We start from the raw sequence: 13952 nt of genomic DNA on the forward strand, positions 1-13952 counted from the left end.
TACGGATTTATCTTTATTATTCTTCATCATCGAATGCTAAATCCTTCACAGGGAGTCTTTCTCCCTCCTGATGTGTTGGTTTACGTAAATTAAAGAGTGCCTTCACACAGAATACCAATAATACCATTACGCCAATAAGGAAAATGGTGTCAGGCACCGCACGCCATGTTAATAAGGTTTGGACAATATCCTTTTGGAGGAAGGCTGCTGAACGTGATGCAGCATAGCCGTGGTCAAAGGCTTCTTTAATTTGTATGATACCAACAGGCAGCAAGGATAAGAATACCATTCCTGCAAGTCCTGCGTTTAACATGATGCAGCTAAACTTAAGCCATTTATCGTTCCATGCTTCTGGTTTCACAATATTTCGCAATGAGTATAGGAGCACGGCACATGCAAACATACCATAAACACCCATCATCGAACCATGACCATGTGCCGGTGTTAAGAATTGTCCATGTTCAAAATAGCTGACTGCTGGCAAGTTAATTAAGAATCCGAGCACCCCTGCGCCCACTAAGTTCCAGATGGCAACAGAGATTAAGAACCAGAAAGTTCCTTTGTAAGGGAAATTCACACCGCCCTCACGCATCATTTTGTATTGTTCATATGCTTCTAAGATTAAAAGTGTTAAAGGAATTACTTCTAATGCTGAGAATACAGCCCCTAGTCCGAGCCACACCTCTGCGGATCCATTATAGTAATAATGGTGGCCAATCCCGATTACCCCGCTGCCCAGAAGAAGGATCAATTGGAAATATAGTTGTCTGACCGTTGATTTCTTCGTAACAAGACCTAATTGAACTAATAAGAAACCAATGACAACGACTGCGAATACTTCAAAGATACCTTCTACCCATAAATGGATAATCCACCAGCGCCAATAATCAGCGAATGTAAAACTTGTTCCAGGATTGATGAATAAGGCAAAAATATAGAATGCTGGTACGGCAATGGCAGAATAGAATAATAGATGGATCAAACCACCCTTATCAGATTCTCTTTGTAGGCCTGCACGAATGCCTCGATAAACGATGAACAGCCAAATGAGCATCCCGACAATCAGAATCAGCTGCCACACACGTCCTAGTTCAATGTATTCCCAGCCTGTATGTCCGAATAAGAACCATTGGTTTCCTAAGTATCCGTTTGCTCCAAGCCACTCACCTACCATGCTGCCGCCGACAAGGACAACCAATGCCCAGAATAGAATATCAACGAGTAAGCCTTGCTTCTTAGGCTCATAACCACCAACCAGCGGTGCAATATAAATTCCCATTCCTAACCAAGCGGTAGCAATCCAGAAAATAGCCAATTGTAAATGATAACCTTTTGTTATATTGAACGGAAGAATATCATGAATCCATTTGATCCCAAAGAAACTATCTGGTTCGATGTAATAGTGGGCTAGTAATGCCCCAAACATACATTGAACAAAAAACAGGGCAGAAACAATCACAAAATACTTTCCGCTCTTCACTTGAGAATTCGTTACCGGCATTTTATTTAAATCAATTTGCGGGAAATGACCTTCCTTATACGCTTCCTTCATGCCAAATTGATAGCGGTAGAAAACGAATAGAATAATCCCAACCATTAAAACAAATAGCGTGATACTGGCTCCACTCCACCAGATAGACGAGAAGGATAAATGATTCCCCGCATCCTCGTAGTATGGCCAGTTATTTGTGTAAGTAATTTTATCTCCTTGACGAACAGTGCTTGATAACCAGGCAGTCCAGAAAAAGAAATCGGAGATTTGCGTAATTTGATCACCTTTTGCAACATAGGCACGATCTGTTTTTGGCATATCTTCTTCTTTAATCAAGTTTGCCTTTAATCCCCAGCCGTCTCCTTTTGTAAAAACTTCTTGATAATGCGCTCTTACTCTTTCCAGTCCGAACGCTTGTGCATTTGTTAATTCCATTTTATCTTGAGCGCTGTCATAACGATTTTTACGCATTTCTTTTATGACGTTATTTTTAATAACGGATTTTTCATCCTCAGTTAATGAGGCAAAGTCCTTATTAAATTTCTCCTTTGCCTTAAAATCCTGCATTCCCTCTGTATAAATTTTAAGGGCTTCAGCCGTATAGTCTGGACCCATATAGGAACCATGCCCTAATACTGTGCCGTAATCCATTAAACCATACTTTTGAAAAACTGCCTGACCACCCATGATCGAAGCTTTTGTAAACAGCACTTCGCCCTTTTCATTGGTAACCTCCAATGGTCTAGGTGCCTGTTCCTTAAAGATCCAATAGCCTCCAACTAACAAAACAGTGAAGCTTACTAAAATCGTAATAACTAGAATCGATTTTAATAAGCTATTTTTTCTTGTCTTCACTGCTTTTTTTAATGAAGTCCCCCGTTGTATCTCCATACAAAATTCACCCTTTCATATTTCGTTCCCAATTCGTATTGTACCTTCCATGTAATGCTCACACAGTGAACGACCTCATCTTATCAGTGTGATATTTAGCACATCGATGAGAATAATTTTCAAAAAGTATTCTCCTATGATGTAGGTCACATAATGGGTGTGAAATCACTGCTACAATGGAGCTAAATCGAATTAATAATATGAAGGTGATGTTAAATGATACAAGAGGATATAATCAAAAGATTGTCAGCTGTACCAATCTTCAAGGAATTATCCTTAGAAGAGCTAAATCCGATTATAAAAATAGCTCAGACTCGCTTTTACAAACATAAAATGTATGTCTTTATGCAGGATGACCCACTTGACCGCGTGTTTTTTATTCATAGTGGAAAAATTAAAATTTACAAAACGGACCTATCAGGTAAAGAACAATTAATTTCTGTCCTTGAACCTGGAGAAATGTTTCCCCATGCAGGTTTTTTCAGAAAAGGAAGTTTCCCTGCCCATGCTGAAGTAATGGAGGATGCTCACCTTGTGGTCATCCCCATTGATAAATTTGAAGAAATATTGATTTCTTATCCGGAGCTTTGTATAAAACTCCTTAAGGTGTTGGGTGAAAAAATTGTTGATTTACAAGGAAGATTAGAAGCACAGGTACTTCATAACACGTTTGAACAAATCATTTTACTGCTAATTAGACTATGTAAATCCAACGGTGAAAAGGTTGGCTCACGTTATAAACTAACCACTCAATTCACCAATCGAGAATTAGCCAATATGATAGGAACTTCTCGAGAAACAGTCAGTCGAACCATTAATCAAGTGAAAAAGAAGGATGTTATTACCTTGGACGAGGAAGGCTTTTACCTAATCGATCGAGAGGCACTTAAACAGGAATTATTCTACTAATGAATAAAAAAGCTAGAAAAAGCGGGAGCACCTTATGGGGCTTCCGCTCAGATTGTGGAGAAAGGGTATTTTCCTCGGCAATTTTTTTATTTTATTGGAATTTGAATTGCCGATATTATTAAAAATTGCCCCTGCTAAGGGGCTTGTTGATTTCCGCTCCAGGTGCTTCGCTTTCCGCGGGCGGTGCGGAAAGCGAAGTGCCTGGAGCGCCAATCAACAGACATGTCGAATAGTCTTTTTAATAATATTTTAATAAATTAACGCGGGGAATGTTTAAATATATTAAATAAAATAAAGGCTGCCGAGAGTTTCTCGACAGCCTGAGCGGGAGCATCTATGGTGCTTCCGCTTTTTATTGGTTTAATTGTCCTTTGGCATTGTAGGCAACACTACTTTTATCTCTTGCAATACCCTCGGATTGATATCTTTAACCAACAATATATGAACCATTCCTTGATCTTGTTCACTTCTAATTAACCGCCCAACTCCTTGACGCAATCGAAGAAGCATATAAGGTAAATCGACTTCTAAGAAGGGGTTGTCTACCCCATTTCTTTTAGCCGTGAAAACTGGATCATTAGGTGGAAATGGCAGTGAAAAAATCAAGACATTTTCAAGCGATCTTCCTGGGATGTCCAGGCCTTCCCATAGGTGAATGGAACACAGAACCGCATTTTCTTCATTTTGAAATTTTGAAACGAGTGTACTAATCTCCTCGTCTCCTTCAAAATAAAGGGGATAAGGAATAACACCTGATAAATGCTTCTTAAGATAGGTCAATTCTTCTTTATTATTTAAAAGGATGAGTGCTCGACCTTCTGATTGATGAATCGTGTTAATTAGATAACTGGTCTTCTCGGCCATGTCCTCTTTTGGGAATCTAGGAAGATGAATTTCCATCTTTTCATCATAGGCAAATGGTGAAGCCACCGAAAAGGATAAGTATTCCTTCACACCCAGGCTTTTTGCCATATAATCAAACGACTTTTGATTCGAAAGTGTTGCAGAAGAAAAGATAAATGGCTTTTTCTGAGAGAATACTTCTTCTCGCATCACTTCTTCTACCATTTTTGGCATGATGACAAGTGTCCGCTCACCCCCACTTTCTTCAAACCAAGTTATTCCGTTTACCTCTTGCAAGAAGAGTGATAAAGAGTAGGTGATTTGCTCCAGATACTCCTCCACAATCTTTAAATCATACTCATTTATAACATATAATTCACTTTCAAATACTAGTTCTTCCTCTAAGGCTTGCAGAGTTGATAATAGTTTACGGCAAGTTTTCATTACGATCGGATGCTTAGTGATTACTTGTTTATCAGAGCCCTGTGACTGGATGGAAAATTGGGCTATTGCATCAAAAAATGCTTCATTATCTAAAAGTGCCTCTTCAATGGTATACAACGTTTTTTCGCGTACTTCGTTTTCCATTAGTCTTGTCAGCAAGGTATCTAACGTATAATCGGTAAAGCGGTAACTTAGAGCCTTCTGTGCTGCATACTCAAGCAAATGACCTTCGTCAAACACAACGGAAGAATGCTCTGGTAACAATGGGAGCTGCCCTTCCCGCTTGCGGGATTCCTTTGTCCAAATATGTTCCATATAAAAATCATGCGAGCAGATAATGAGATCCGTTGAATGCCGATAATATTCTCGGTGCAATGTCAGGCCGCAGCGATGGCGCTTTTCACAGGCAAAACAATCCTGCAAGGTGTCCCAGTTAACCTCGTTCCATATTTCATCAGACAAAGAGGGGAAATCTCGTCTGTCACCATACCGTTCAAACGACTGCATGGAACCGACTGAATGGACAAAATCCGGCAACTTGAGATACATATCTGAAATCTCATCAGAAAAATGATTATTTCGAACTTGATCAAGCTTTTTTAAACAAAGGTATTGATCCCTCGACTTAGCCAAACGGACATCAATATTCAGTTCTAGTATTTTCTCTAGTTTGGCAATATCGCCCTCTTTTTTAACTAACTGCTCAATTAAAGTCTCATCTGCGCAGGCAATGATGGCCGGTCGGTTCGTGTAGCGTGCATACATAATCGCATAAAGCAAATAAACAATTGTTTTCCCAGTTCCTACGCCTGCTTCTGCAAACATTACTTTTTTATCCTTAAAAGCATTTTCCAATTGGAAAGCCATATAAATCTGTTCATCTCTTAACTCAAAACCTGCTTCTGGCAATATTTCATAAAAAACATCGCCAATCCATTCACTTAATTTTTCATAAAAGGATTCAGTTTTGGAAATATCAAACGGCAAACGGTTCTGCATCTAGTCCCCTCCAAAATAGAATAGCGTCAAAGAATGACGCTACATGGTTAGTCTATTTTTATTGTTTCATTTTGACGCGGGGGTTTCTTCCCCCAATATTGATATAGGTCGGTTCGAATAAACCCATTAAACAGCTTTCTTTTTTTCGTAGCTGGCTTTCCATATAATTGCTCAAAGTTTTCATTAGAGGTCATGATATAAATAGACCATGTATCAAGCTTCTTAAATGCCTGCCCCATTGCAGCATACATCTGTTCAACAGCCTGTTTATCCCCAAGTCTCTCCCCGTACGGAGGATTACCAACAATCACACCATAATCTTTGCTGGTTGAGATATCTCTCACCTGCATTTGTTTAAAATGAATGATATCACCGAAACCCGCTTCGAAGGCATTTTCTTGAGCAATTTTGACCATTCGATGATCAATATCTGAACCAGTTATATCTAAAGGCTGGTCGTAATTTGCCATGTCTTCCGCTTCCATTCGAGCATCATCCCAAACTTTCGCTGGCATCCAATTCCATGCTTCAGAAACAAATTCTCGATTAAAACCTGGTGCAATATTTTGACCAATCATTGCCGCTTCGATTGGAATCGTACCCGATCCACAAAAAGGATCAATAAAGGGACGGTCAGCATTCCAATTGGTTAACATTACTAACGCCGCGGCAAGCGTTTCTTTTAACGGTGCCTCCCCTTGGTCGATCCGGTATCCTCTTTTATGGAGGCCTTGGCCACTCGCATCAATGGTTATCGTCGCAACATCTTTTAATAAGGCAACTTCAATTCGATAAAGAGCACCAGTTTCTTCAAACCACGTATTCCGTTTATAATGTTTTTTCAACCGTTCCACGACAGCTTTTTTAACAATTGCCTGACAATCAGAAACACTAAATAGCTTTGATTTAACCGATTTGCCGATTACAGGAAATTCTGCGTCTTCCGGTAAAAATTGTTCCCATGGAAGTGCCTTGGTTTTTTCGAATAATTCATCAAATGTATATGCTTTAAATTCGCCAACCTTTATTTTAATTCGATCAGCAGTTCGAAGCCATAAATTACTGCGCGCGATCGCTGACTCGTCTCCTGTATAGAGGATCTTTCCATTTTCAACCTCGCAATCATATCCTAACGAACGTACTTCTTTTGCAACTAAGGCTTCAAGTCCCATGGCTGCGGTAGCAATTAATTGATATTGTCCCATATCTTCACCCTTAAATAAGTTTAAAATGTATGTATTTGTTCCTTATTTTTCATTATCTTATTCGCTTTCATTATTGACAAAATCTTTGCACTAGATGCAATTATTTACAATAAAAAAGCTCCCCCGTTCAGGAGAGCCGTTAATATCCAGCATACAATCCCATTAATAACGTTCTGTAAGCCATGTTCTGTACCATAGTACTGCAAACGACATATGATGTCTCGTACTTAGGTGGTAATCATCTATCTACAGATTCAAGGTTGAATCTGTCCTTCTCCTCGTTCAATTCCTCAGAGAAAGCGCCCCTACCATTATTTGGGTTTCTCGCTCGTGGGGTTTACCCGTTCCACCCTTTCCATTTCTGGAAAGGCTACGTCACTGTGGCACTTTTATAGGTATTCATACCATATCCTTGAAGGACTTAGGTATTTTCCCAGCCGTCAACTGAATGCTAGACTCAGCTTCCCTAGCTTATGAATTCACTAGGCACGAACACTACGAGCATCGCAGCTCGTGCGAGCATGGACTTTCCTCTGCAATTTGCAATAAGCTCATTACAGCGATTACCCGAACGTCATTAATGATACTTTTTTATTATATGTATTTCCTGTAGTTTAATCAATGGTTTTTATTAGGAAATAGTGGTACAAATTGTTAATCGTATAGTTTATTACCAAAAACATGCTTTTCTAAGTTAGACAAGCGCTTTAAAATATCAAAATTCGTTGTCCCAGCAGGTTGTGCCACTGGTTGTCGTTTTGATGTCTCTTCAAGCTGTTTACGCAGCCTAAGGTTTTCTTGTTGAAGGTCTTCAATTTCTTGATGAAACGTTTCATAATCTTTAATAATTAAATCTAAAAATTTATCAACATCTTCTTGTTTATAACCTCGAACACCGGTTTTAAACTCTTTTTCTAAAATATCCTTAGCTGTTAATTTTACCTTATCAGCCAACATTCAAATCACCTCTAGTTTAGCCAATCATTAACTATTATTTTTCCAAAAATAAGTCCTTTTGTCAATTTTCTTTTACCTTTATATAAAGAATACTATAATTCAGTTGATTATTTAGATAAAAATCTTAATTTTTCCTTAAAAATCGGAATGTTTAAGTTGCTCTTCCTCCACAATCATCTGTAAGTCGTAAAATGTAATAAGTTCAATCGGATAAGGATGTTTGTTTTGGTATTGTACTGCCAAATCATATAAATATTTTGGGCTTCCTTCCTTTTCCAGATCATAAAGAAGCAAGAGCCGATCACTTTTTTCAATAAAAAATTGATTCTTCAACCGAAACTGCCAAGGCTTTTCGTATCCTTTTTTTGTAACAGAATCAATGAAATCAGCTTTTTCCAGGACAGAGGCATACCATTCTTTGTTCGTTTCATTCCAAGATGCCTCTTGATGTAAAAAAGGAGTTATAACTGCGAGTTTTAAATCCGGAAACTCCATTTGTAATTCGAAGACAATATCTGCAGCCCATAGTTCCGCCCCTAATTGCCCACTAATTAACACCCACTCTATGCCCTCCTCTACCATAGGAATGATGGCCTTTTTCATTGCTGCCTTTATGTAAATAACGGACGGATGGTCTTTTTTAAAAATTCCAAGTTCAAATTGTTTATAACCCGATATGGCTAGAACTTTTTTCAAAATTGTTCTCCTCAAAGAAAAAATTTATAAAATGGACAAACATTTTAGTGTAAAAAGCATAACATATAGTAAAAGGAAATAAAAAACAAGGGCTAAAAAGCCCCTGTAATTTTCGCTTAAATCATTATGGTCTACGGCCCATCATTGGTCCTGGTGCAAAGCCTGGTCCCCCTGGAGCAAAACCTGGTCCTCCTGGTGCAAAGCCTGGTCCTCCTGGTGCAAAGCCTGGTCCGCCTGCGCCAAAACCAGGACCACCCATTCCGCCAAAGCCAGGTGCATTTGGTAGAGCATTTGCAACTGGCATTATTGGCGGCGGTGCAACTGGTGCACATGGGTTACAGCAATTTATTTGCTGATTGCAAACTTCTTCTGCACAAGATGCTGTTTGCGGACAATAATGTTTGTGTTGATACAGGTGGTGATTTACCGTTGTTGTGTGCACTGGATGAATATGTGGGACCACCGTCGTAGAGAACGTATGGTTCACAATTTGTTGTGTCGGATGAATGACTGGCGGCATAAAATTGGTTCCAAGATACATATAATAATCTCCCTTCAAATATTCTGTTTACATTAACAGCCTATGTTAAAGGAGCTACTCTTGTACTAATGAAAACACCTATTTTTCGTAATTGAATTTTTAAAAGACTTGAAAGTTCCTCGTTTGTATTCCTAATTTTCTATAAAATGGAATAAAAGCTGTCCTTTAAGCTTGTTAACACAACTGCAGTCAAACAGACGACAATAAAAAATAAGAATAAAATCGCTTTATACATACTACCAGCTCCATAAGATTTATAGTCGTTTTTTTCTCAATCCAATTTTACATTTTACCTTTTTCGACTATGATAAACAATATGGAATTGAAGGATTTTCACCGTAAATTGTTAAGAATTTATGGCAAAGAATCGAATGTTGGTGAAAAAAATATAATGAACACTTTTTTTATCGAATTTTGCGCTTACCTGGGAAATTTAGCATTTTTTCGTTCCAATCTTTTTTGCCTGATTTTAAATTGATCTAATTTCAATTCCCGTTTCATTTTAGCAATCGTTTTAGAATCTATTAGTATGGTTATTCCCTTTTCGCAATACTCCATCGCAAGCTGATAATCTTTCAGTCTATGTTCATATATTTTGGCAAGTTCCAGACATGCTTCCAACTTCATTTTTTCATCATCGCAATCGACAATTTCCAGAAACAAGTTCCGAGCCTGGTCCCAATTATGCTCTTTTTTTTGTTGAAATGCGAGAATCAACTTAGCTTGATAGGAAGTCCTATCATGACTATTTGCGGTAAGTTTCGTTAATATCTTTTCTGCTTCTTTTTCTTCTCCTAAAGATGCGAACCATCGCCCCACTTCATATGTTTCCGGTCGGGTTTGATGATGGTCGATGCCGCAAAGTTGAAAGGTTAGATGGGTATATAAGGTTACGAGAGACAAAATGTCGATTTCATTATGTTTAAGAATTCCAATCATGCCCTCAGGTTGTTTACTTTCAATAAAATCGAAATAAATCATGGGAGCCAAATATCCAGGAATATCATCCACCCTCTCTACGCCTAAGACCTCTTTCTCGACAATGGACAACTTCATTCGGTCTAATTTATGCTTCCAGAGTCTCCTCGCTGCATGAAACAGATCAAAATGTCCAAATGATGGCAGCTTCGGTACGTGTTCTCTTACTAAAGTATGTCTAGTTTTTACTTGGGGCCAATCAAAAGATTTTCCATTATAGGTGACCAAAGTACGATAATTCACCTTTTCCAAAAAGCTTTGATATAGGGCAACCTCTGCGCCAGGATGGGGCAGAATATGCTGCCTTAAAATAAGTTGGTCACCTGAAACGCTGGCATATCCAAGTAAAAAGATGGTATTTCCTACCCCACCGCCAAGACCGGTTGTTTCAGTATCAAAAAAGAATAATTCTTCTGCCCGGTGTCCTTCAGCTGATAATGGATGGTTGATTGGCTGTTTATTCCAAACATCAATAGCTGTCAGGAAATCTCGAAAACAATACTGCCCATGTTGAAAAGAGAGTGGATACTTCACTTCCCTTATTAGACAATAATCCTCGTCCCAAAAATAGGGAATGACATTTTCTTGCTCCCATTTTTCTTGAAATGGCAGTTCAAAGGCTGCCGGTTCAGGAAGATGAATTACTTTGTCAATCTCGTTTCCGACTGACAGATGAGGTTTAAGACGATTTAATTTATTTTTTAACGACATTTCTACACTTCCTTGGTGGCACGCGAGGGTTGTAAGAAAAACTCAATAATATTAATTGCACCTTTTTTGGCCATTTCATTAACTGCGTCTGTTCCAATACACGAAGGACAACCAGATTGACATTGACAATGGTTAATCATTTTTAATGTCTCTTTTAGAACATGTCCCATCCCGGAATGAATCTTTTCGCTTAAACCCACTCCACCAGGATATCGATCATAGAAGAAAATTGTCGGTTTTTCGTTATGATCTGCCTTCACTTGTGGAATGACATGGATATCTTGGGGATCGGCCATTACGAATAATGGAGCAATATGATTGAGAGCATGGGCCGCCCCGACAAGTCCTTGTTCGAGCCGTTCATGTCCCATTTCGGCTAACGGTTTATTTAAGGATATCCAAGCAGCATTCGTATGGAGCTCTTCTTCTGGTAGATGGATCGGGCCTGATCCGATATTTTCATGTGTCTCAAATTTAATTTTTTTAAAAATGGTCGCCATGGCTCTCACGCTTACATCGCCATAACCTATTTCGGCATCGTCCAACTTTTGAAGCTTGTCAACTTCCAACACTTTTAATTGAACAGCTAAATTGGCATCAGTGTAATAGTCAACATCCACCTCCCGAACGAAAGCCTTTTTTTCATCCCAATCAAGCTTTTCAACCTGGAATTGGATCCCTTGGTGTAAATAAATGGCTTCATCATGGAGAAGCGTCATTGCAGAAAAGCGATCCATCTCTCCGATAACTTTGACATTGGCTACGTCTGATTGGTCAACGATTATGACATTTTCTTGGGAAGCTGACCGTAAGCTAATGTTATGAGCCGGGAATGAATCATTCATCCAATACCATTTATCTCCATTCCGGTACAAAACCCGCTCCTCTGTTAGGTACTCCAGTAATTCTTCCGTTCCAACTTGTCCAAACTGCTCTCCCGCCTTAAAGGGGAGCTCATAGGCTGCACATTTCATATGATCAATTAAAATAATCAGATTATCCGGGTTAATCCGAGCTGTTTCAGGGCTTTTATTAAAAAAGTAATCCGGGTTCTGGATAATGTATTGATCAAGAGGGCTAGAACTAGCCACCAGAATAACTAAAGCTTCACCATGCCTCCGCCCCGCTCTTCCAGCCTGCTGCCATGCACTCGAAATGGTGCCTGGATAACCTGTCATAATACAAACCTGAAGCTGTCCAATATCCACTCCTAACTCCAGTGCATTCGTGCTGACAACGCCATAGATCTCTCCTGAACGAAGACCTCTTTCAATTTTCCTCCGTTCTGTTGGAAGATACCCCCCGCGATACCCCATTATTGATTTGGGACCTAGCTGGTTTTTCACTAATTCTTGCAGATAAGTTAAAATAATTTCAACTCGAACCCGGCTTCTTGCAAAAACGATTGTTTGAATTTTATTTTTCAAAAGTGCACCGGCGATATTACGAACCTCAAGGGTAGCACTTCTGCGAATATTTAAGGGCTTGTTCACAATTGGCGGATTATAGAATAAAAAATGTTTTGTTCCACTTGGAGCGCCATTATTGTCAATCAAGTGCATCTTTTCTTCGGTTAGTGCCTCTGCAAGCTCTAAGGGATTGGCAATAGTAGCCGAGGTGCAAATAAATACAGGATTGCTTCCGTAATAATGACAAATACGCTTTAACCGTTTTATAACATTGGCAACATGACTGCCAAATACACCACGGTATGTATGCAGCTCATCAATTACCACGAACTTTAGATTTTCAAATAGGGACACCCATTTTGTATGATGGGGCAGAATTGCTGAATGAAGCATATCTGGGTTAGTAATGACAACATGTCCAGCCTTTCTTACTTTTTGGCGAATATTCGCTGGTGTATCTCCGTCATACGTATAGCTGTTAATATCAGCACCTGACGCCTCTATCAATTCATTGATTTCACTTTTTTGATCTTGGGCTAGCGCTTTCGTTGGAAACATATAGAGAGCCCTCGTACTTGGATTTGCAAGAATCGTTTGCAAAACGGGCAAATTATAGCACAGCGTTTTTCCCGAAGCCGTCGGCGTTACTGCAACAATACTATTACCCTCGAGAATTTTTTCATAAGCTGATTTTTGATGGGTATATAACTGTTCTATTCCCCTGTCGAAAAGGGATTTTTTTAATAACGGATGTAAATCTGTTGGTAACGGAACTGAACGGGCTGGCTTTTCCTCGATGGTCTGCCATTTAACAATATTTTCAATAAAACCATGATTTAATTTCAGTTCTTCTATGATTTCCTGCAGGCTTTTTCTTAATTTCATACATCTCACCTCATTACCTTCATTTTAGCGAATAGACGTTCGTTATTAAAGTAGAAAATTAAAATTTATTATATTGATAATGATTGCAGATTTTTCCATTCATTTAAATTCCGCGCTTTTTTGGTTATTTGACAAGAATTCATTAAAGACAGTTTGAATGAATGTTACAATAGATAGTAACTGATAAGGATTTGAAGGTGATTCCATGAAAATTGAAGAAATAAAAACTGTATTAGCCGAATTTAGTCTTTTTCGTGAATTAAATGATTTTGAATTATCGAAGATTACGAATATCTCTATCGTTAGGGAGTGGAAAAAACAAAGTCATGTTTTTCTTCAGGGCGACCCGTTGGAAAATGTTTATTTTATTTATAACGGAAAAATTAAAATCTATAAAAGTGACATCAATGGTAAGGAACAAATTGTCGCAATAGCTAAAAAGGGTGAAATGTTTCCACATGTTGGCTTCTTTAGAAAAGGCGATTACCCTGCATACGCCGAAGTTCTCGAATCTTCTACCCTCATTGCTGTTCCAATTTCGAAATTTGAAACAGTACTCATTGAAAATCCCGAGCTTTGTATCAAAGTATTTAAGGTACTTGGTGAGAAAATTGTTGATTTACAAAATCGTCTAGAAGAACAAATTCTGAATAATACGTATGAACAAATCGTCAAGCTCCTCATTCGGCTTGCACAGAAGCATGGAGTGGAACAAACTGACGGCACCATTTTACTAAAGTCCGAATTCACGAATAGAGACCTAGCCAATATGATTGGAACGACTAGAGAAACCATTAGCAGAACACTTACGAAAATGAAAAAAGACGAAATCATTGAAGTTGATGATGAAGGCGACATGATTCTAGAAATTGATGCTCTCTTGGAGGAAATCAATTTACTATAATTTGAAATATGCTGGGCCAAACCAGGGTCAGAAGCTAGACTTTTGCATATTCAAAAATTTTTTTAAAAATAATAACACCGCAGTCGAT

10 protein-coding genes and 1 other RNA gene are annotated in these 13952 nt (G+C 38.7%); 2 read left to right on the forward strand and 9 right to left on the reverse strand.

From position 1 onward, the window contains the following. Nucleotides 1-16: 16 nt before the first annotated feature. Entirely contained in the window at nt 17-2383 is a 2367-nt protein-coding gene (locus tag AC3ANL_RS16940; RefSeq protein WP_488325579.1) for a nitric-oxide reductase large subunit, read from the reverse strand. A gap of 216 nt (nt 2384-2599) precedes the next feature. Between AC3ANL_RS16940 and AC3ANL_RS16945 the strand changes: the two genes are divergently transcribed. Further along, nucleotides 2600-3292, forward strand: coding sequence for a Crp/Fnr family transcriptional regulator (locus AC3ANL_RS16945; RefSeq protein WP_488325580.1), 693 nt, complete (start codon nt 2600-2602; stop codon nt 3290-3292). A 360-nt stretch (nt 3293-3652) separates the two neighbouring features. On the opposite strand, the gene AC3ANL_RS16950 is transcribed toward AC3ANL_RS16945, so the two are convergent. The 8 genes from AC3ANL_RS16950 to AC3ANL_RS16985 form a co-directional block, all read right to left on the reverse strand. Continuing rightward, the gene (locus AC3ANL_RS16950) at nt 3653-5578 is read right to left on the reverse strand and encodes an ATP-dependent DNA helicase (RefSeq protein ID WP_488325581.1); all 1926 of its coding nucleotides are present in this window, start codon (nt 5576-5578) and stop codon (nt 3653-3655) included. Nucleotides 5579-5625: 47 nt separating this feature from the next. Next, entirely contained in the window at nt 5626-6783 is a 1158-nt protein-coding gene (locus AC3ANL_RS16955; protein ID WP_488325582.1) for a THUMP domain-containing class I SAM-dependent RNA methyltransferase, read from the reverse strand. Nucleotides 6784-6954: 171 nt separating this feature from the next. Next, nucleotides 6955-7358, reverse strand: an RNA gene (rnpB, locus tag AC3ANL_RS16960) — RNase P RNA component class B. 79 nt (nt 7359-7437) lie between these two features. Beyond that, complete coding sequence (gpsB, locus tag AC3ANL_RS16965; protein WP_488325583.1) at nt 7438-7740, reverse strand: cell division regulator GpsB; 303 nt, start codon at nt 7738-7740, stop codon at nt 7438-7440. A 135-nt stretch (nt 7741-7875) separates the two neighbouring features. After that, complete coding sequence (locus tag AC3ANL_RS16970) at nt 7876-8436, reverse strand: SLOG family protein (RefSeq protein ID WP_488325584.1); 561 nt, start codon at nt 8434-8436, stop codon at nt 7876-7878. 124 nt (nt 8437-8560) lie between these two features. Further along, nucleotides 8561-8977, reverse strand: coding sequence for a CotD family spore coat protein (locus tag AC3ANL_RS16975; protein ID WP_488325585.1), 417 nt, complete (start codon nt 8975-8977; stop codon nt 8561-8563). A gap of 420 nt (nt 8978-9397) precedes the next feature. Then, entirely contained in the window at nt 9398-10666 is a 1269-nt protein-coding gene (locus tag AC3ANL_RS16980; protein WP_488325586.1) for a ribonuclease H-like domain-containing protein, read from the reverse strand. A gap of 2 nt (nt 10667-10668) precedes the next feature. Further along, nucleotides 10669-12960 (reverse strand): DEAD/DEAH box helicase, encoded by a 2292-nt coding sequence (locus tag AC3ANL_RS16985; RefSeq protein ID WP_488325587.1) that lies wholly within the window; start codon nt 12958-12960, stop codon nt 10669-10671. Nucleotides 12961-13165: 205 nt separating this feature from the next. Between AC3ANL_RS16985 and AC3ANL_RS16990 the strand changes: the two genes are divergently transcribed. After that, entirely contained in the window at nt 13166-13864 is a 699-nt protein-coding gene (locus tag AC3ANL_RS16990; protein WP_488325588.1) for a Crp/Fnr family transcriptional regulator, read from the forward strand. Nucleotides 13865-13952 lie beyond the last annotated feature (88 nt).

Source organism: Neobacillus sp. DHD-1R (assembly GCF_057747995.1).

Coding starts and splice junctions, on each gene's coding strand:
- AC3ANL_RS16940 (WP_488325579.1), bottom strand. CDS start 2,383: ATGGAGATACAACGGGGGACTTCATTAAAAAAAGCAGTGAAGACAAGA.
- AC3ANL_RS16945 (WP_488325580.1), top strand. CDS start 2,600: ATGATACAAGAGGATATAATCAAAAGATTGTCAGCTGTACCAATCTTC.
- AC3ANL_RS16950 (WP_488325581.1), bottom strand. CDS start 5,578: ATGCAGAACCGTTTGCCGTTTGATATTTCCAAAACTGAATCCTTTTAT.
- AC3ANL_RS16955 (WP_488325582.1), bottom strand. CDS start 6,783: ATGGGACAATATCAATTAATTGCTACCGCAGCCATGGGACTTGAAGCC.
- gpsB (WP_488325583.1), bottom strand. CDS start 7,740: ATGTTGGCTGATAAGGTAAAATTAACAGCTAAGGATATTTTAGAAAAA.
- AC3ANL_RS16975 (WP_488325585.1), bottom strand. CDS start 8,977: ATGTATCTTGGAACCAATTTTATGCCGCCAGTCATTCATCCGACACAA.
- AC3ANL_RS16980 (WP_488325586.1), bottom strand. CDS start 10,666: ATGTCGTTAAAAAATAAATTAAATCGTCTTAAACCTCATCTGTCAGTC.
- AC3ANL_RS16985 (WP_488325587.1), bottom strand. CDS start 12,960: ATGAAATTAAGAAAAAGCCTGCAGGAAATCATAGAAGAACTGAAATTA.
- AC3ANL_RS16990 (WP_488325588.1), top strand. CDS start 13,166: ATGAAAATTGAAGAAATAAAAACTGTATTAGCCGAATTTAGTCTTTTT.